18 protein-coding genes are annotated in these 19,644 nt (G+C 70.1%); 14 read left to right on the forward strand and 4 right to left on the reverse strand.

The features are described 5' to 3' along the window. The first annotated feature begins 2 nt into the window (after positions 1–2). The 7 genes from AB0H43_RS27535 to AB0H43_RS27565 all read left to right on the forward strand — a co-directional run bounded on the left by AB0H43_RS27535 (position 3) and on the right by AB0H43_RS27565 (position 9,211). A complete protein-coding gene (locus AB0H43_RS27535; protein ID WP_360003901.1) occupies positions 3–530 on the forward strand; it encodes an ester cyclase in 528 nt (175 codons plus the stop codon). Between the two features lie 513 nt (positions 531–1,043). Further along, positions 1,044–1,202, forward strand: coding sequence for a hypothetical protein (locus tag AB0H43_RS27540; protein WP_360003903.1), 159 nt, complete (start codon positions 1,044–1,046; stop codon positions 1,200–1,202). A gap of 71 nt (positions 1,203–1,273) precedes the next feature. Beyond that, on the forward strand, positions 1,274–1,792 hold the full coding sequence (locus AB0H43_RS27545; RefSeq protein WP_360003905.1) for a hypothetical protein: 519 nt from the start codon (positions 1,274–1,276) through the stop codon (positions 1,790–1,792). A gap of 6 nt (positions 1,793–1,798) precedes the next feature. Next, positions 1,799–3,640 carry an ABC transporter ATP-binding protein gene (locus AB0H43_RS27550; RefSeq protein WP_360003907.1) on the forward strand — a complete coding sequence of 614 codons (1,842 nt, stop codon included), beginning with the start codon at positions 1,799–1,801 and terminating at the stop codon, positions 3,638–3,640. Then, complete coding sequence (locus tag AB0H43_RS27555; RefSeq protein ID WP_360003909.1) at positions 3,637–4,065, forward strand: S26 family signal peptidase; 429 nt, start codon at positions 3,637–3,639, stop codon at positions 4,063–4,065. The genes AB0H43_RS27550 and AB0H43_RS27555 overlap by 4 nt, the downstream gene beginning before the upstream one ends. Positions 4,066–4,555: 490 nt before the next feature. Continuing rightward, complete coding sequence (locus tag AB0H43_RS27560; RefSeq protein ID WP_360003911.1) at positions 4,556–7,390, forward strand: BTAD domain-containing putative transcriptional regulator; 2,835 nt, start codon at positions 4,556–4,558, stop codon at positions 7,388–7,390. A gap of 417 nt (positions 7,391–7,807) precedes the next feature. Then, a complete protein-coding gene (locus tag AB0H43_RS27565) occupies positions 7,808–9,211 on the forward strand; it encodes a hypothetical protein (RefSeq protein WP_360003913.1) in 1,404 nt (467 codons plus the stop codon). 12 nt (positions 9,212–9,223) lie between these two features. On the opposite strand, the gene AB0H43_RS27570 is transcribed toward AB0H43_RS27565, so the two are convergent. Next, a complete protein-coding gene (locus AB0H43_RS27570; protein ID WP_360003915.1) occupies positions 9,224–9,655 on the reverse strand; it encodes a transposase family protein in 432 nt (143 codons plus the stop codon). Positions 9,656–9,755: 100 nt separating this feature from the next. Further along, positions 9,756–10,580: a glyoxalase superfamily protein gene (locus AB0H43_RS27575; RefSeq protein ID WP_360003917.1), complete on the reverse strand. Its 825-nt coding sequence runs from the start codon at positions 10,578–10,580 to the stop codon at positions 9,756–9,758. Positions 10,581–10,681: 101 nt separating this feature from the next. Here AB0H43_RS27575 and AB0H43_RS27580 point away from each other — a divergent pair, with 101 nt between their 5' ends. The 5 genes from AB0H43_RS27580 (at position 10,682) to AB0H43_RS27600 (ending at position 16,806) form a co-directional block, all read left to right on the forward strand. After that, a complete protein-coding gene (locus AB0H43_RS27580; protein WP_360003919.1) occupies positions 10,682–11,239 on the forward strand; it encodes a dihydrofolate reductase family protein in 558 nt (185 codons plus the stop codon). Between the two features lie 98 nt (positions 11,240–11,337). Then, entirely contained in the window at positions 11,338–11,838 is a 501-nt protein-coding gene (locus tag AB0H43_RS27585) for a hypothetical protein (RefSeq protein ID WP_360003921.1), read from the forward strand. Between the two features lie 86 nt (positions 11,839–11,924). Further along, entirely contained in the window at positions 11,925–12,509 is a 585-nt protein-coding gene (locus tag AB0H43_RS27590) for a hypothetical protein (RefSeq protein WP_360003923.1), read from the forward strand. Positions 12,510–12,673: 164 nt separating this feature from the next. After that, a complete protein-coding gene (locus tag AB0H43_RS27595) occupies positions 12,674–13,618 on the forward strand; it encodes a M15 family metallopeptidase (protein WP_360003925.1) in 945 nt (314 codons plus the stop codon). A 44-nt stretch (positions 13,619–13,662) separates the two neighbouring features. Continuing rightward, positions 13,663–16,806 (forward strand): BTAD domain-containing putative transcriptional regulator, encoded by a 3,144-nt coding sequence (locus AB0H43_RS27600; protein ID WP_360003927.1) that lies wholly within the window; start codon positions 13,663–13,665, stop codon positions 16,804–16,806. 3 nt (positions 16,807–16,809) lie between these two features. Here AB0H43_RS27600 and AB0H43_RS27605 read toward each other — a convergent pair whose 3' ends face one another. Then, complete coding sequence (locus AB0H43_RS27605; protein WP_360003929.1) at positions 16,810–17,661, reverse strand: ABC transporter permease; 852 nt, start codon at positions 17,659–17,661, stop codon at positions 16,810–16,812. Beyond that, positions 17,658–18,656, reverse strand: coding sequence for an ATP-binding cassette domain-containing protein (locus AB0H43_RS27610; protein WP_360003931.1), 999 nt, complete (start codon positions 18,654–18,656; stop codon positions 17,658–17,660). Before AB0H43_RS27610 ends, AB0H43_RS27605 begins: the two co-directional genes overlap by 4 nt. Before the next feature lie 181 nt (positions 18,657–18,837). Here AB0H43_RS27610 and AB0H43_RS27615 point away from each other — a divergent pair, with 181 nt between their 5' ends. Together AB0H43_RS27615 and AB0H43_RS27620 are read left to right on the forward strand one after the other, a co-directional pair. Next, positions 18,838–19,212: an ADP-ribosylation/crystallin J1 gene (locus AB0H43_RS27615; protein WP_360003933.1), complete on the forward strand. Its 375-nt coding sequence runs from the start codon at positions 18,838–18,840 to the stop codon at positions 19,210–19,212. A gap of 66 nt (positions 19,213–19,278) precedes the next feature. After that, on the forward strand, positions 19,279–19,623 hold the full coding sequence (locus tag AB0H43_RS27620) for a hypothetical protein (protein ID WP_360003935.1): 345 nt from the start codon (positions 19,279–19,281) through the stop codon (positions 19,621–19,623). Positions 19,624–19,644: the final 21 nt, after the last annotated feature.

Below are 19,644 nucleotides of genomic sequence, written 5' to 3' on the forward strand. Positions count from 1 at the left end.
TCATGACCGCCAGCACTTACACGGGGCCGATCGCACTGTGCGCGCACAGCATGCACCTCATGGCCACCGGCAGCCCCGAGGAGTTCGAGCGCGTGTATCACCCGGAAGCGGTCAACCGCGAGGCCGCAGTGGAGCCGCCGGCCACTCGCCGGCCCGGGCCAGCGGCCTTCTACGCCACCGCAAAATGGCTACGCGCCGCGTTCTCCGATCTGCGCTTCGAGGTCCACGATGCCGTCGAGCAGCACGACCTGGTGGTCCTGCACGTGACCATGTCCGGCCGGCACACCGGTGATTTCGTCAATTACCAGCCGGGCACCGCCACCGTGGACACGGTCATGCCGCCCACCGGCAAGGCGTTCGCGGTAACCCAGACCCATTGGTTCCGCACCCGCGACGGCATGATCGTCGAGCACTGGGCCAACCGCGACGACCTCGCCATGGCCATACAAGCCGGGTGGGTGCCCCCGTCACCGCGGTTCCTGCTGCGTGCTGCGCTGGCCAAACGGCGCGCCCGGAGACAGCCAGCGTGACGGCTTACACAGGCGCGCGACATGCCGACACCTCGCGGTCACCAGGCACTGTGCCTCACGCGGCGGCCGGGGCACCTGGACCGGCGCCCACCTGGCGCCGCCCGCTGCTGCTGCGGTTAGCGGGCGGCGTATAGCCGGGTGACGTCCGCCTATCACATCGATCGGCGGACCCGTGTGAACGGCACCAGATCGTCCAGCCGGTGCGGTTGCCCTCGCGCGCCCATGCGGTCGGCGGCTCGGGAGCCGGCAGGCCCGCCCCGGCGGCGACCAGGACGAAGAGCGCGGTCGTCACGCGCTGCAGCGTTGAACCTCCCCGTGAGATGTGCCGGGAGCGTACCGCAACTGCCGGTCGTAACTGCCGGTTCATAAATCCCGTCCGTGCTCAGGGCGGCCGGCGGCGCGATGAGGAGATCGTTCGGTGGCGGCGTCTAGGTTTCGGGGGCAGTTCCGCCGACGGCGCCGGACATCCCGGTCCGCGGCGGAGGCCAGGTCCACAACGGGAAGGAAAAGGCCATGATGCGCATCGTCGACCGCCTGATCTCGAAGGTCGTCCGCACGACGACCGCGTCCGCGTGCAGCGGCGCGGACGTCTGCCTCGGCGGAATCACGTTCTGGCGGTACTGCTGCCCGGACAGCGGCTGCTCCTACACCTTCGTCCACTACGGCTGCTGACGAGCCGGACCGATGAGCCGGGCGGCGCTTCGTACCGCCGCCCGGCGTACGCGTTGTCGAAGGAGGAGCCCATGCAGGTCGTCATCGCCGCTCTGGTGGCGCTGGGTCTGCTCGGTGTGTTCAATCTGCTGCTGACGGCGGGAATCCTGCGCCGGCTGCGGGCCGAGGCCGAGGCGAAGGTCGCCGGCCACTCGTCGTCGGGGCTGCGCCCGGGGTCGGCCGTCGATGCCTTCGAGGTCACCACGGTCGACGGTGAGCCGATCACCGCGGAGACGCTGACGGGGACGGTGGCGTTCTTCTCGGCCGGCTGTTCGGCCTGCCACGAGCTGCTGCCGGACTTCGTCGCGTACGCGCGGGAGCAGGGGCGGCGCAACGTCCTCGCGGTCGTTGCGGGTGACGACCCGGAGACGGTGGACGCGCTCGCCGAGGTTGCCCGGGTGGTGAAGGCGGACCTGCCCGGCGGACCGGTCGCGAAGGCGTTCCGCAACACGTGGACGCCCTCGCTGTACGTCGTGTCGGGCCGGTACATCGTCGCGGCGGGGGCCCGGCTAGCGGATCTGCCCCGCCGGCCGGCGTTGAGCGGGAGCTGACCGGAGGTGGCGACGACCCGCCCGCGCCGGCGGATCAGCGCCCGGCAGGTGCGCGAGGCCGCGGCTGAGGCGGCGGCGTTGCTGTGGCGGTGCGGGCCGGTGCGGCTGTCGGCCTTCCTCGCGATGACGACGGCCGTAGCGGTCGCGCCGGTGCTGACCGCCTGGCTGACGAAGGCGGTGCTCGACCGGCTGGCGACAACGGGGGCAGCCGTGGCGGCTCCGGCCGCCGGGCTGGTCGCCGCCGGGCTCGCCACCGCCCTGCTGCCGGTCGCCGCCCGGTTCGCCCGCGAACAGGTGGGCCGGTCGGCGAGCCGGGTCGCCACGGATCGGCTGTTCGCGGCGCTGGGCCGGCAGGCGGGGCTGCGCCGGTTCGAGGACCCCGCGTACCAGGACCGGCTGCGGCTGGCCCAGGACAGCGCCCGTCGGCTGCCCGAGCTGGTCGACGGGGCGGGGAGCCTGGTCAGCGGGGTCCTCGGGCTGACCGGCTTCCTCGGGTCGCTGCTGCTCCTCAGCCCGCTGCTGACAGTCGTCGTACTGGGCACGGCGGTACCGGTGCTGCTCGCCGAGTTCAGCCTCGCCCGGCGGCGCTCGGCGACCGAATGGCACGTCGAGCGCTTCCACCGCCGCGAGTTCTTCTACGGCCATCTGCTGACCGGGGTCGACGCCGCGATGGAGATCCGGCTGTTCGGGATCGGCGGCTTCCTGCGTACCCGGATGATGGGGGAGCGGGAACGGGCCGATGCCGCCCGGCGGCGGGTGGACGCGCGGCAGGCCGTGGTACAGGGCGCGCTCAAGGCGGTGAGCGCGGGCGTCGCCGGGTACGGGCTGTGGTGGGCCGTCACCACCGCGCGCGGCGGCGGGCTGACGGTCGGCGACGTGTCGATGTTCGTGGCGGCGATCGTCGGCGTGCAGGCCGCACTGTCCGGGCTCACGGCCGCCGTGACCGGCGGCCAGGCGCGCCTGCTGGCGTTCACGCACTACGTCGCGGTGCTACGGGCCGAGCCCGACCTGCCCACGGTCGCCGACCGCCCGGCGCCCGCGCTGCGCCGCGGGATCGTGCTGCGCGACGTCTGGTTCCGCTACAGCGACGACCACCCCTGGATCCTGCGGGGCGTCGATCTCACGATCCCGCACGGGTACGCGGTGGCGCTCGTCGGTCTCAACGGGGCCGGCAAGACCACCCTCGTGAAGCTCCTGTGCCGGATGTACGACCCGACCCGCGGGCAGATCCTCTGGGACGGTGTCGACCTCCGGGACCTGTCGCCGGCGTCGCTGCGGGAGCGGATCAGCGCGGTCTTCCAGGAACACATGAACTACGACATGACCGCTGCCGAGAACATCGGCCTCGGCGACCTGACGGCACTGGCGGACCGCCCCCGGCTCGTCGGCGCGGCCGAACGGGCGGGCGTCCACGAGCGGCTGGCCGCTTTGCCGTACGGCTACGACACGCCGTTGACGCGTACGTTCATCCTCGGCATGGACAACGGAGACGACGGCCCGGACGCCGAGACCGGGGTGGTCCTGTCCGGCGGCCAGTGGCAGCGGCTGGCGCTCGCCCGGTCGCTCGTCCGCGCGGGCCGCGACCTGATGATCCTCGACGAGCCGAGCTCCGGCCTCGACCCGGAGGCCGAGCACGAGGTGCACGAACGCATCCGGGAGCATCGGGAGGGCCGCACCAGCCTGCTGATCTCCCACCGGCTGAGCGCGGTGCGGGACGCCGACCTTGTGGCCGTCCTGGCCGACGGCCGCATCGCCGAACACGGCCCGCACGACGCCCTGCTCGCGGCGGACGGCACCTACGCCCGGCTCTTCCGCCTGCAGGCGGCCGGATACCAGGCGGTACCGTGACGACGCCCGCGATCGTGGTCCTGCTGCTCGCCGTGGCGTCGCTGGGCGGCCTCGCCCTCGGGGCCCGGCTGCTACTCGTCCTGGCCACTGTGGATGGTGCGAGCATGGAGCCGACGCTCCGCCCGGGCGAGCGGGTCCTCATCCGGCGTACGCGCCGGCCCCGCCGCGGCGACGTCGTCCTCATGCGGCTGCCCGCCGACCCCGCCCTGCTCCTCAAACGCGTGGTGGCCGTCGCGGGGGAGCACCTGCCCGCCGACTGGGCCCGGCCCGACGTGCACGGGCTCGGCGACCGCCGCGTACCGGCCGGCTGCTACGTGGTGCTCGGCGACAACCGGCCGGTCAGCACGGACTCCCGCTACTTCGGACTCGTCCGCCGCGACCGCGTCCTCGGCGTGATGATCCGGCGGCTGCCCTCGGGAGGATGAGGCTCCGGCGCGCGTACGCGGAGTCTCGACCGGCAGCGCTCCACCGATCGGCGGGATCGTGCTTCCTGGACACCCGGTCCGGACGGAACCCAGCTCACCACCAGTGATGGTCATCCAGAAGTCCCAAGCGGCGAGTGCCGTACCGCTGGTTGGCGGTAGCGGAGTGCGGCCAGGCACTGGTAGAAGCGGCGCTGTCGGCGTTCCGGTACGCCGTCGCCGGTCACGCGGCGAGGTTGTCTTCCGCTTCAGGCTGCTTGCCCTGCATGACGGCCGCGGCCAGGGCGTTTTCGCCGACTCCGGCGGGGCCGATGTCCACAGGAGACCGACGTGCCGTCGCAGGGATCGACGGCTACGATGGCGAACGTCGTCGTAGACCACCGACGACCGCCACAGCGTCGTATCGGTGCCGGCGCTTCGGCCCCGGATATCCATCTCGTCGAGCAGGAAAGGCTCCGCTGTGGAGGCACGGCCGCAGCTGCTGGGTGCGCTCTTGCGCGAGCACCGCCGGCGGGCGAAGCTGACGCAGCAGCAGCTCGCCGAGCGAGCCGGCTTGAGCGTGCGGGCGGTCCGCGATCTGGAGAACGGCCGGGTCGCGACCCCGCGTCCGGAGTCGATGTCCCGGCTGGCGGCCTGCCTCGGGCTGTCGACGCTGGAAGTGACGGAGCTGTTGCGCCGGGGCCGGTCTGGGGTGCACATCGGCGTTCTGGGACCGCTGATCATCCGGATCGGTGGATCGCCCGTCCCACCCGGCCCGCCCCTTCAGCAGACATTCCTGGGCTTGCTCGCGGTGCAAGCCGGCGAGGTGGTCGGCCGCGACGAAATCGTGGACGTACTGTGGGGCGCGGACCCACCGCGGAGCGCAGTCGGACAGGTGCAAAGCGCTGTCAGCCGGTTGCGGCGAATACTCGACGCCCCGGAGAAGCCACGGCTGTACACGGCACGGCACGGGTACCAGCTGCGGTTGGAGGCCGGTGAAGTGGACGCCGGCGAGTTCGCGGCGCTCCTGGAAGCGGGACGGCTGGAAGAGGCGCTGAAATGCTGGCGCGGTCCGGTGCTCGCCGACGCACCCGACCGGTTGCGGACGCACCCCGCGGCCCTGGCGCTGGGCCGACGCCGGCTGCAGGCGGCGATCGCGTACGCCGATCGCGACGATGCGGCCGTCGACCTGCTGCGGACGCTGTCCGCGCAGGAGCCGCTGCATGAGCCGCTGCACGCCCGGCTGGTGACGCTGCTGGCGCGCAGCGGTGACCGTGCCGCCGCCCTCAAAGCACACGCCGACATCAGCGAGCGGCTGGCCGACGAACTGGGTGTCACACCCGGTGACGAGCTCACGGTGGCGTACCGGCAGGTGGCCGGAACGGAGCATGAAGCGTGGGTACGCCCGGCGCAACTGCCCGCGCCGGCCCCAGGTTTCGTCGGCCGGTCCGACGCCCTGCAGCAGCTGGATCATTCCGGTGCGGCCGTCTGCGTCATCACCGGCACCGCCGGAGTCGGCAAGACGATGCTGGCCCTCCGGTGGGCGCACGGAGTACGAGATCGTTTCCCGGACGGTCAGCTGTTCGCCGACTTGCACGGTTTCGGCCCGGCCGGAGCGGTAGCCCATCCCGGCACGGTGCTAAGGGCGTTCCTCGATGCGCTGGGAGTGCCGGCCGCACGCATTCCCGTCGCCTTCGAGGCGCAGGTCGGGCTCTACCGCAGTCTGCTCGCCGGCCAACGAGTCCTGATCGTGCTCGACAACGCGCGGGACGCCGAACAGGTGCGGCCGCTGCTACCCGGGACACCGGGCTGCCGCGTCGTGATCACCAGCCGCGACCAGCTTCGTGGCCTGGTCGCCGCGGAAGGAGCCGAGCCGGTCACGCTCGACCTGCTTCCCGCCGACGACGCCGTCCGGCTCCTCGCCGAACGGATCGGTCGGCACCGGGCCTATGCCGTGCCAGGTGTGGCCGAACGCATCGCCACGCAGTGCGCGCGGCTCCCGCTCGCGCTGGCCGTGGTCGCCGCCCGGGCCGCACTGTACCCGGCGTTTCCCCTCGACCAGATCGCGGCCGATCTTCGGCCGGACGGCGGCGGCTTAGGCGAGCTCGGTGACGTCCGGTCGGTGTTCTCCTGGTCCTTACGGGCCCTCGGAGGTGACGCGGCCACCCTGTTCACGCTGTGCGGCGCCCTGCCCGGCGCCGACTTCGCAACTCCGGCGGCGGCCAGCCTCGCGGCGTGGCCAGCCGCCCGCGCCCGCGCCGCGCTCGGTGAACTCGTCCGGGCCCATCTGGTCGTCGAGCACCTGCCCGGCCGGTTCATCTTGCACGATCTGCTGCGCGCGTACGCGTCGGAGTTGCTGGCCGAAGACGAGAAGCAGATCGCCTCGGTGCGCGTACTCGATCATTATCGGGCCACGGCGATGCGCGCGGCCATGCTCGTGGATCCGCACCGCGAGCCCATTGTGCCGGTGCCCGTGGTGGCAGGCGCGCCGGTGCTCACTTTCAGCGACGCGGAGCAGGCGATGGCGTGGTTCGCCGCGGAGCACGCGGTCCTGGTGGCGGCGGTCGAGCGGGCGTGGGCCGCGGGTGAAGACGCGCGAGCCTGGCAGCTGGCGTGGACGCTGCTGGACTATCTCGACAATCAAGGGCATTGGCGCGACTGGATCGCGGTGGAGCTGATCGCACTGGCCGCGGCGAGGCGCGGAGGCGATCCGGTCGGCGAAGCATACGCGCACCGGCTGCTGGGCCGCGGTTACACGCAAATGGGCCAGTACGCGGACGCGGGCGGTCATTACGAAGCTGCGCTGGTGTTGTACGGCCGGCAGGGCGACCTGCTCGGCGGCGCCCACACATCGATGGGCCGCTCGTGGATGCTGCATCTGCAAGGCCGGCATCGCGCTGCGCAACGAGACCGGTTCACGGCGCTGGAGCGGTATCGTCGCGCAGGGCACCGCGTGGGCGAGGCGCGAATCCTCAACGCCATCGGCTGGGGGTACGCGCAGCTCGGCGACTACCGTCGCGCCTTGGACCACTGTGGACAGGCGTTGGAGCTGGCGCAGGCGCTCGACGACACCGCCGGATCGGCCGCCATCTGGGACAGCTTGGGCTACGCCCATCTGCACCTGGGCGAGCACACCGAAGCCATCGAGTGCCTCACCACGGCGGTGAACCTGTTCCGGCGGTCGCACGACTTGTTCAACGAGGCTGATTCGCTGACCCACCTCGGTGATGCGTACGCTGCCGCCGGTCAGCCAGGCGAGTCCCGCGCGGCATGGGAGGCCGCGGTGGCGATCCTTGATCAGCTGGGGCATGCCGATGCCGACGCGGTCCGCGGCCGCCTCAAGGACTGAGGCGGTCGCGGCGCGGTCTCACTGCACGACTCGGATTGGCCCCCAGACGGCCGGCGGCGTTGTACGCGTCCCAGCGAAAGTTCTCGCCGGTCAGCGCGGCGGGCTGAAGTTTCAGCGCCCAGTTCATCGTGCTGGCCGACTGTGCCGTCGCTCCCGGTCCGTCGAACTCCGGCCGGACTTCCCCCTGGCGGTAGGCGCGTGGGCCGTGTCCATTCGGCTGTTCCTTTTGGCCAGGTCGCGTTCGATTCTCAGGCGGCGATGTCTCGATCCGAGCTTGGCCGCCGCACCCTAGACTTTAGTCGGATACCGCGCCTTCTTTCTCCCGATGCTCGCTGCGCAGTTACTGCTGACCATGGCAGAGCACCGCGAACACCGAGGGAAGGGATCATCTACATGAGACGGATAATGCACGCGACCGTGGCAGCTGCATCGGTGCTGGCGCTGACGGCGGGCCTGGCGTCACCGGTGGCCGCCGCGACATCAGTGAAGATCACCGTCCGGGCCGACCGGCCGATCGCGGCGCTCGACCAGCATGCGATCGGCGTCAACACCTACCTGTCGAACCCGAACCTGACCCACGCCGCGGTCCCGGGCCTGCTGCGCCAGGCGGGTCTGCGCAGGCTGGTCTTCAACGGCGGCCCCATCAGCGACCTCTACCACTGGGCCGACGGCTCCCTGAGCCCGGATCCCGACATCGCGGAGCACCCGTCGGACTACGCGGCGCTGCCGCCGCAGTTCACCTTCGACCAGTTCGCCACCGTGGCCCGCTCTGCCGGCGCGGACATGATGGTCCACGTCAACTACGGCACCGGGACGCCCGCCGAAGCGGCCGCTTGGGTGCACTACGCCAACCAGGTCCAGGGGTATGGGGTGCGCGACTGGGAGATCGGCGAGGAGGTCTACCTCAACGGCTACTTCGAAGACATGAACTTCGAGCCGGACGCCCACGCCGACCGCAGCCCGCAGGCGTACGCCGCCAACGTCGTCGCGTACTCGCAGGCCATGAAGGCTGTCGATCCCAGCATCAGGATCGGCGTCGGGCTGTTCGTCGTCGGACCGGATCCCAGCCCCTTCCGTGACTGGAACGAGACGGTGCTGAGCATCGCCGGTCAGGCCATCGATTTCGTGGACCTGCACTGGTATCCGTCGAGCTTCCTCGGCAGCGCACCAGCGGACCTGCTCGCCGCGGCGCAGTACGCGATCCCGGCGATCCTGCCAGACACCCGGGCGATGGTCGACGAGTATGCCGGGCCGGAAACGGCCATCATGATCGGCGAGATGAACTCGGCCACGGTGGCGGGACCGGACCAGATCGCACCTTTCAACGCGCTGTTCCTCGCCGCGCATTCGTTGTCGCTGCTGGCCAACGGCGCGGAGAGCGTCGATGTGTGGGCGCTGCACAATTGGTCGTTCCCCACCGGTGACCTTGGCCTGCTCGCCAGCGGGTGCGAGTCGACCGGCTGCGAGGTGGCCGACGACACGCCCTATCCGTCGTACTTCGGGGTTCAGCTCGCGACCGAGGTCGCCGGGCGTGGCGGGACGCTGCTGCAGACCGCTTCGACGGACGATTCAGTGCTCGCGTACGCCAGCCGACGGCCCGACGGCAGCATCGCCGTCCTGCTCGTCAACACCGATCCGACGCAGGCGCATCGCGTACAGCTGGACATTGCCGGTCAGAAGATCGGCCGGGGCACCACGGTGCACTCTTTTCAGCCCGGTGACAGCGGCCTGCGCAGCCACCACGACAACGCGCCGATCGGGAGCTCGCGGATGCTGCCGGCGTACTCGGTGACGGTCCTCAAAACCACCGCCTTCGCGTAGCGCAACGACCCATCAGGCGCCGGACCAGGAAGAGGAGCGGCGCCTGATGGGCCGTCGGACCGTGATGCGGAGGTGCCGATCTGGGGCGACCGGCGGTGGACGCAGGCGGGGAGTCGAAGCGAGACCATCGACTCCCATGGAGACAAGGTCATCTGCCGCCGTGAGCACCGTGGTGATTGTGGGCATGAGACTGCCGACCAGCCGGGACACGGTCGGCTGGGAGCAGCCGAACAACTCTGCGATGAGGGCCTCGGACAGGTTGTGGCGTAGGTAGAGCAGTACGACCAGCACGGAACGGTACGGGCCGACTGCGCGACGACCGGACAGGTCGAGGGCGCCGGCGGCGTAGGCGTCGAGGACGAGCCGGTCGACTTGATCGCTGGTCAGGCCCGTCATGGTCTCTACCCGCGACGGCCGGTCGGCGAAGATCTTCTGTGTGATCACAGACCAGTTGATCTACCCGCGAGCGACCGCTACGTCCATTTGCGACACATCACGAGTTGATCGAGCTGGCGCATCGACGCACGTCGAGTGAATAGTTCTCTCAGTCTTCAAGGAAGCGGAACAGATGCAGCCGGTGCCCGTCTGGGTCCGCGATCGTGAACTGTCGATAGCCCCACTCCTCGTCCCGGGGTGGCTCGACCACGTGTACCTGCCGGCCGGTGTACTCCGCGTACAGAGCGTCGGGATCCTCTACGAAGATGAAGCACTCGGCAGGGGTGAAGTGCTCGGTCCGGCGCCGAAGGTAGATGTTGACTTCGGCGACCAGGCCTTGGAACACCGATGCGAACTCTTCACCCGTCTGCCCGCCAAGGGTGAAGCCGAGGGTATCCACGTAGAACCGGACCGATGATGAGACATCGCGGACCGGGAACGTCGGAATGATCTTGTGAAACGCGATGTCGTTGTTGTCCACGAAGAGCCCCTCCAGGATGAGCTTGTCGGTCTGACCGATTCGCCGCGCGATGGTGGAAGCCCCCTCGGCCAGACGCTCCCGGTGGCTCCGAAGGACGGTGCGCAGCGCGTCGTCACCGAGGTCGAGAAGGTGACTGATCCTTTCCAACGGCAGGTCAATGCCTCGCAGCAACCGGATCGTCGATGCCACCGTGACCTGGGATGGCTGGTAGTAGCGGTAGCCCGTGGCAGGCTCGACATGGGCGGGCGGGAGCAAGCCGATCTCGTCGTAGTGTCTCAAGGTTGACACGCTGATCCCCGTGGCCAGCGCGAACCTGCCGATCGGCCACAACTCCTGGGATTTCTCGCGAGTCACGACCTTGATTCTGATCTCTCCAACGGCCTGAGAGTCAAGCGGCCACAGTCTCTGCAACCGGACATTGGTCTGGTCGCTGTCGCGGGTGTCGAGGCGCATACGGCCGCCGCCCGTGGCGGCACCGTCGCAAGCCGATGCGACACGTGTCCAGCCCAGTAAAACAGCGATCCGTTGCCCCAGTGGCACTAGACTCGCCCGCCATGGGACTCCTGACCTTCAGCCTCAATCTCACCGTGGACGGTTGCGTCGACCACCGGGAGGGGATCGCCGACGATGAGACGCACGCCTTCTTCACCCGTCTCATGGACGAGTGCGGAGCCATGCTGTGGGGTCGTGTCACCTACGAGATGATGGAGGGCGCTTGGCCGGCCATCGCCCGCGGCGATGAGGAGGCGCCCCCGGCCATGCGCGAGTGGGCGGTCAAGCTGGACGCCAAACCCAAGTACGTCGTGTCGTCGACGCGTACGGACTTCCCGTGGACCAACAGCCACCATATCGCCGGCGATCTGCGTGAGGGCGTTCAAAAGCTCAAGGACGCCACCCCGGCCGGGGTCCTCCTGGGAAGCGGAATGCTCGCGACCGAGCTCGACCGGCTGGACCTGATCGACGAATACCGGCTGCTCGTCCATCCCAGGATCGCCGGCCACGGCCCGACGCTGTACCAGGGCGGGCTGCCCGCTACCCGCCGGCTCGAACTGCTGTCGTCGGAAGCCCTCGGTAACGGCGTGGTGATCATGCACTACCGTCGCGCGCGCTGAACGACAGGAGTCCATCGCCGCCGGGACAAGGGTGCCGAACGGGTGCGGCCGAAGCGCCGTGACTCGCGCTCGCCGCTTCCTCTCGTTACCGTGCCCGCGTGGGTATCTACCTGGTCGACATCGGGCCTGACAGCTGGGCGAAGGACGAGATCACTTTCGGCATCCGTTCACTGCTCGACCGCGCCCTCGCCGAGCGGGGCTTCGGGCCCTACCCTGGTCCGCTACGCGAGGTGCCGCCGGCGGAGTCCTTCGAGGAGAAGATCTCGCCGGAGCTGGACGGCTTCAGCGAGCTGTGCGCCCGGAATGGGGCGGAGGACGTGCTCGACGCTGCTCTGTTCGTCCCGGTGCCGTTCGACGGTCTGATCAAGCTTCCGGTCGGCAACGCGTACGACGAACAGGAGACTCGGGTCGTCAGCTCGCACCGGCTGCGGGACCTCGTCGCGCCGATGGCCGCCGAGATCGGCCTGTCCGCCGACCTGCCAAGCGGACCGCTCGCGTTGAGCACCGGCATCGAGGACCCGGTCACCTTCTACGTCGCGGTCTACCGCCAGGCCGCCGAGCATTCGCTGCGGCACGGCTGCCCCATGAGCTACATCTGAAACGTCCCGCCCGCCGGGATCCGCGCGCTGGACAACGACCTCGGGCGACCGCCATGGCGGATGGTGTCCTGCCGTACGCTGCCGCGATGGATACCGCCGAGCAGATCCTCGCCCAACTCGACGATGCCGCGCGTGACTACCGCTTCGCCGACCCGGAGCATCCGTACTCCTCGGCGATCGACGCTCGGCTGCATGTGTTCCGCGACGATTCCCGGTGGGCCTTGCTGATCGAACTGGTCGGCTACAACCCACGCGCGGGCAACGTGGTCGACGTCGTGCACGCGTACGGGAATTGCCTCACCCGGGGGCGGCCCGGCTGTGAGAACGAGGACTTCCTGTCCCGGATCGACAATATGGACGAAATCGAGGACATCGACAACCCGGAGTATCTGCAGACCGACGGCGGGCCGATCGAGATCCGGGGTCGGCGCGTACCGGTCGAGGCAGCCGCCGGTGATCCGCTGGAGGACGTCTTCCGGTTGCTCGTGCCGAGCATCGTGACCTGCTGCTGGCCGACGAGGATGAATTGCGGCGTCGCATCCCGGCGGACCTGCCGTGCGTGCTCGTCCTCGACGAGTGGTGGCATCGGGAGCCCGAACGGTACGACCAACTGCCCAGCGAGACCGAGACGTTCCACCAGCTTGCCGCGGTTCTGGCGACAGGTGACCTGACGGTGTACCGGCCGTCGAGGTCCCCGAACACGCACTGGTCGAACTGGCCGGAGTCGGGATCGCTGTGAACACCGCCGAGAGGCAGCCGGTGGATCTTCACGGGTTGTGGCGTCGTCGAAGTCATCACAATGCGGTTGACCAGGGAAATGTCTATCGTTGGCGAGGTGCGTGCCCCCGACGGCTTCCCCTCGTCCCCCCGTTTTCGAACCGAGCAGCCCTCCGGTCGGCGGCGCGGCCGGGGCCGGGTAGCCGGGCTGCTGGCCGCGATGATGCTGCTGGGCTACGCCCTGGTCGGCTGCTCGAACGGCCCGGTGACGCCGGAAGCGGACACGCCGGCACAAACTCCGACTGCCGCGCCGACGGACACCGAGTCGCCGAGCCCTGAATCCAGTCGTGTCGGGAACGCCACCCCAGCACCGGCCTGGCTGGGAAGGCGATTGCTCCCGGTCGATTCGGACGGGGTGGCGGCCGCCCAGCAGACCCCGGCCGAGCTGCGTAACCGGTCGATCATCACCGTCGACGAGCTGCCGCCTCCGGCGGACGGCCGTTTTCACTCGACCGTCCAGGTCGTGCCGGCCCGCGTACTCGCCCGGTCCAGCTGGACCGAACAGTGCCCGGTCGCCCAGGCCGACCTGCGCTACGTCACGGTCGGCTTCCGCGGCTTCGACGGACGTGCCCACACCGGAGAACTGCTGGTCAACGCCCGAGCGGCCAACGACCTGGTCACGGTATTCCAGCGCCTGTTCGCCGCGGACTTCCCGATCGAACGGATGCACATCTCCACCGCCGCCGAGCTGAACGCGCCGCCGACCGGCGACGGCAACAACACCGAGGTGTTCGCCTGCCGCCCTGTGCGCGGCCAGGACACGTGGTCACAGCACGCCTACGGCCTCGCCGTGGACGTCGACCCGTTCCAGAACCCGTACCACAAGGGCAAGATCGTGCTGCCGGAACTCGCGACCGCGTATCTCGACCGAGCCGACGCACGGTCCGGGATGGTGCAGCCCCGCAGCGAGGTCGTCCGGGCCTTCGCCGCGGTCGGCTGGGAATGGGGCGGCGACTATCGATCCCTCAAGGACTACATGCACTTCTCCGCGAACGGCGGCTGAGTGGCTTCGTCCGGCATACCGGCTGCGAAGTCTAGACTCGGCAGGTGCCGATCATCCTGACGCTGCTGGACGCGGTGCGCTGGGATGGCGAGCCGGTGGTGGGCGAGCGGCCGCAGGCGCTGCTCGCCGTTCTTGCCGCCGCCGGGCGGACGGTCGGCTCCGCGCGGCTGGTCGAGCTGATCTGGGATGAGGACGTCCCCGCCAATCCGCTCAAAGCGCTGCAGGTGCTCGTGTCCCGGACCAGGACGGCGCACGGCCCGGACTCGGTGGTTCGCGACACGGACGGCTACCGTCTCGGCATCGACCGGTCTGAGGTCGACGTGCAGGTGCTCGCGGACCGGCTCGCCGCGGCTCGGGCCGCGTTCGAGTCCGATCCGGCTCGCGCGGCCGAGCTGGCCGCCGAAGCCCTGCAGTTCGGCCCGGTCGCGGCCGGCGGCCATGGCCCGCTCGGATCGCTGCGGCGCGAGGCCGCGCACGACCTGGAACAGGCTCGCCTGCTGCAAGCCAGGTCCAAGGTCAGAATCGGCGAGTACGCAGACGCACTGCCCGTCTTGACCGAGGAGTCGGCGGGCCACCCGGCGGACGAGGCGCTCCTGGCGGACCTGCTGCGCAGCGAGGCGGCCGTCCGCGGCACCGGTGCCGCCTTGACCCGATACGAGGCGTACCGGGCGGATCTTCGCGAGCGCATCGGCGCCGATCCCGGGCCGGAGCTGCGCCGGATCTACAGCGAGCTGCTCGTCCAGGACAGCCCGGTACGCACCGGCGTGCGCTACGAGGCCACCACGCTGATCGGCCGTACCGGTGACATTCGCCGGCTGCAGGCCGCCCTGGCCGCCTCCCGGGTGGTGTCGATCGTCGGGCCGGGCGGGCTGGGCAAGACCCGGCTGGCTCACGTACTCGGCCGGGAGTATCCGGCTCCCGTCGTGCACTTCGTCGAACTCGTCGGCGTCACCGCACCCGAGGACCTGGTCGGCGAGGTCGGGTCGGCGCTGGGCGTACGGGACTCGGTCAGCGGACGGCGGACCCTCACGCCCGAGCAGTGGGCCGACGTGCGCGCCCGGATCGCCCGCCACCTCGATCAAGCGCCGAGCCTGCTGATCCTGGACAACTGCGAGCACATCGTCGCGGCCGTCGCCGACCTGGTCGCGTACCTCACCGCCACGACCCGCGAGCTGCGGGTGCTCACCACGACGCGGGCGCCGCTGGCCATCCCCGCCGAGCAGGTCTACCTGCTGGGGGAGTTGCACGCCGGCGACGCGGCCGAGCTGTTTCGCCAGCGCGCGGTGGCGGCGCGGCCGGACGTGCGCCTGACCGGTACGGAGGACGTGGTCGCCGAGATCGTCGAGCGGCTGGACGGGCTGCCCTTGGCGATCGAGCTGGCGGCGGCCAAGGTACGCGTCATGGCGGTCGCCGACATCGCCCGCCGCCTGGAGGACCGGTTCGCGTTGCTGCGCGGCGGGGATCGCAGCGCACCCGACCGGCATCGGACGCTGCTCGCGGTCATCGACTGGTCGTGGAACCTGCTGGCCGAGCGGGAGCGCCGGGCGCTGCGCTGGCTGTCGGTGTTCCACGACGGGTTCGATCTCGACGCCGCGGAGGCGATGCTCGGCGGCGACGCGTTGACGGCGGTGCAGGATCTGGCGGACCAGTCGTTGCTGACCGTCGTCGAGACCGATTCCGGCGGCGTGCGCTACCGGATGCTGGAGACCGTCCGCGAATTCGGCCGCATCCAGCTGATCGCGGTCGGCGAGGACAGCGCGGCCGAGCACGCCCAGCGTGCCTGGGCGGTGGCGTTCGCCGCACGGCACGCCCGCTCGTTGTTCAGCCGGCGGCAGTTCGACGTCGTCGACGCGATCCGGCCCGAGGAGGGCAACCTCTCCGATGTGCTGCGCCGGGCCTTCGCCACGGCCGACCCGGCGGCCGCGATGCAGATCCTCGCGGCGCTGGCCGGGTACTGGATGATCCGGGGCGAACATCCCCGGCTGCTGGTGGTGATCGAGGCGGCCGCGAACGTGGTGGCGGGCTGGACGCCCCCGCCGGAACTGGCCGACGCCACGCGTACGGCGATCGCGATGACCCTCAACGGCGCCCTCGTCGCCAACTCACCGCATACCGACCTGCTTCGGGACGCGTTGCGGGCGCTCGGGCCGGGCGACCACGATCGATGGATCGCCGCCATGGTCACCATGCTGATCGACATCGACCCCCACTCGGCCGACGGTTTCCTGCAGCAACTGCGTACGCACGCGGAATCCCCGGACCGGGAGATCGCCGCCCTGGCCTTGCCGTGGCTGAGCCAGGCCTTGGAGAACATGGGCCACCCGGACGCGGCCATGGACGCCGCCGAGCGCGGCCTGCAGCTGGCCGACGACACGACCGGCCCGTGGTCGCAGGCGATCATGCACACCATGGCGGCACAGCTGGCGATGCAGCTCGGCCGGGTCAAGGACGCCTCGCTCCACGCGCATGCCGCGTTGCCGGTGCTCGACCGGCTCGGCGCGCAGGACGACGCCATCCAGCTGCGGTCGCTGCTCGCCCTGGCGCTCATCTCCGACGGCGACCTCGACCGCGCTGCCGCGCAGCTGGCCCAACTCGGCGACTCGACGGAGTTCGAGGGTGCCATGGCCGGCCGGCTGTCCTTCGACCTGGGCCAGGCCGAGCTGGATCTGGCCCGCGGCGACGTCGAGACGGGACTGGCCGGTTACCGTACGGCCGGGTTGCGAGTCCGTGAGCTGCGGATGCCGCTCCTGGAAAAGACCGGGCTGGAGCCGTGGCTGCTGGTGGCCGAGGCGACCAACCTGGCCGCGCACGCCTACTACGCACCGGCCGACGACCCGGTCGGTGCCGCATTGTTCGCGGAGAACCGGCAGCGGGCGTCGCTCGTGCTCGATCCGAACCATCCCTATCTGGACTACCCGGTCTGCGGTCTGGTGCTGTTCGCCCTCGGAGCGTGGGGACTGCTCCGCGACGCGCTGCCCGTCGAGAAGGCGGTCCGGCTGATCGCACTGGCCGACCGGTTCGCGTACAACCGGAGCATGCCGACGCTGGCCTGGGAGCGGATCGCCCCGCGGGCCGAGGAACGGGCGCCCGGGCTGCTCGCCGCGTTGGCCGCGGAGTACGGCGACCGGCGCGGCCCCGACCTGCTCGACGAGGCGCGAGACCTGGTCGAGCGGATCGGGGCCGGCTGATCTTCAGATGTGCTTCTTGTAGCTGCGCACCGACAGCGGCGCGAAGATCGCGATGACCGCCGCGCAGGCCACGAGCGCCCAGCCGACGTGCGCGGTGACCTGACCGTTGTTGGCCAGGTCGCGCGTGGCGGTGACCACATGGGACACCGGGTTGACCTTCACGAACGCGGCGAGCCAGCTCGGCAGGGTCTCCACCGGGACCAGCGCGTTGGACAGGAACGTCAACGGGAACATGATCATCATGGAGATGCCCTGGACGCTCTGCGCGCTGCGGGCCAGCGTGCCGACCCAGGTGAACACCCAGGCCAGCGACCAGCCGGCGATCATCGTGAGCACGATCGCCCCCACCACACCCGCCACGCCGCCGCCGGGGCGGTAGCCCATCGCGATACCGGTGCAGAAGGTCAGCGTGGAGGCGATGGCGTACCGCAGCAGGTCGGCGATCATCGGGCCGGCCAGGGGCGCGATCCGGGCCATCGGCAACGACTTGAACCGGTCGAACACCCCCTTCTCCATGTCCTCGCGCAGCTGCACGCCGGTCGCCATGCAGGCGGTCAGCGCGGTCTGCGCGAGGATGCCGGGAATCACGAGCGGCAGGTACGCCTGCACGCTGCCGGCGAGACCGCCGCCGAGCAGGTACGCGAACATCGCCGTGAACAGCAGCGGCTGGACGGTGACGTCGAAGAACTGCTCCGGGTTGCGGCGCATCTTCTTCGTCGCCCGCCACGCCATCGACATCGTCTGGCCGAGCGTCTGCCGCAGGCTGTTGTGTGACGTCGTACGCGCGGCGATGTCGTCGGGGGTGAGCCGGCGCGGGGCCGCCACGGGCGCCGGCGTGGTCATCTGCAGGGTCATCGGGCCACCTCGAGCTGGGGCTTGTCCGCGGTCGCGGATTGGTCGGAACCCTCGCCGGTGTCGTGCCCCGTCAGGGCCAGGAACACCTCGTCGAGAGTCGGCGCGTCGACGCTCACCGACGCGATGCCGATGCCGGCTTCGCGCAGCGCGATGAGCACGTCGGCGGCCCGGTCGGCGGTGTCGAGCGCCACGTTCATGCGGCCGGACTCCGGGCTGAGCACCGGCTCCTCGCCCAGCAGACGGCGTACGGCCGCGGCGGCGGCGGGCTGGTCGGCGGCGTCGGTGAGCCGCAACTGCAGCGTCGAGTTGCCGACGGACGCCTTCAGCTCGTCCGGTGTGCCCTCGGCCACCTTGTGCCCGCGATCGATGACTGCGATCCGGTCGGCGAGCTGGTCGGCCTCGTCCAGGTACTGCGTGGTGAGCAGCACAGTGCAGCCGTCGGCGACGAGCTGCCGGATGGTGTCCCACATCTGGCCACGCGTACGCGGGTCCAAGCCGGTGGTCGGCTCGTCCAGGAAGATCAGCGGCGGACGGGTGATCAAGCTTGCGGCCAGGTCCAGCCGCCGCCGCATACCACCGCTGAACTGCGAGATCGGCTTGTTGGCCGCCTCCTGCAGGCCGAACTGTTCCAGCAGCTGGGACGCCGTGGCGCGAGCCGCCCGGCTCGACACCCCCTGCAGCCGGCCGAACAGCCACAGATTCTCGTTGGCAGTCAGGTTCTCATCGACAGATGCGTACTGGCCGGTGACACCAAGTAACTGCCTGGTGCGATGCGGCTCACGGCGTACGTCCACGCCGAAGATCTCCGCCCGCCCGCCGTCGATCGGCAGCAGCGTGGCCAGCATCTTCAGCATGGTGGTCTTGCCGGCACCGTTCGGGCCGAGCACACCGTAGATCTCGCCCTGCTCGATGCGCAGGTCGACCCCGGCTACGGCGCGGAAGTCCCCGAACGCCTTCACCAGGCCCTCCGCGTGAACCGCGGGAATGTTTCTCATGATCGCTCCCTCGTGCCGGCGTCAACCGGTCGAGGAAAAGCATCCGCCGCCCCGGTTCCACCGCGCCTACACCGCGGTTTCATCGCCGCCCGCGCGGAGAATCCGCCAAGATCCGCGGCGAAATTACGCGCCACCGCTTCGCGCAGCCCGCTACCCTTCCTCGACGCGGAAGGAGACTGCGGTGACTGGAACGACGACCCTCTGGCGGCCGACCGGCCCCGAGGAACTCGAACTCGTGGCTGCCTCCGGTTGGAAGGCATGGCCACCGCGCCTACCGGACCAGCCGATCTTCTATCCAGTCCTCAACGAGCAGTACGCGATCATGATCGCCCGGGACTGGAACGTGCCCGCCTCCGGCGTCGGTTACGTCACCCGATTCGAGGTCGACCGTCAGTTCGCTTCCCGTTACCCGATCCAGCAGGCCGGCGGCCGCGACATCCTCGAGCTATGGGTGCCCGCCGAAGAACTCGACGAATTCAACCAGCACATCGTCGGATTGATAGAGGTCGTCCACGAGTTCCGGCCAGACGGCGAGGCGAAAGCTCCGGCCAGGTGACCAGGGCGATAGGCGAACCCCCGGTCGTGGCGACGCTGGCTCGCCCAGTGCCGGAGGAATCTCCTGGTGAATGAGCTTGAGGCAACGGCTGCCAAGCCGTCCTATGTGAAGAGGAAAGGCCTGGACTCCATCATGGATGCCCTCTTGGTGGCAATGACTGCGTCGAAGGGGTCGCTTACGGCACCACCGCTGGCAGCCGCAGCGACCGTGATTGCCGGCGACGCGGCCGTGCCGGCCATGACCGTCTATGCCGACATCATGAGCGCATCTGAATGGGCCGACGGCTCGCAACAAGTCGTCGCCGCAGCCATCGAGCATCTGGGCGCAGCTCCACCGCCTGCGAGCCCGAACTTGCAGCGGACAATGGGCGGTAGCCGTCAGCCTCGTCCGCCAGCACGTCGTGGACGATGAGCGGCTCGCTCACCGGCACGG

The organism is Hamadaea sp. NPDC050747 (assembly GCF_040654195.1).
Taxonomy (GTDB): Bacteria; Actinomycetota; Actinomycetes; order Mycobacteriales; family Micromonosporaceae; genus Hamadaea.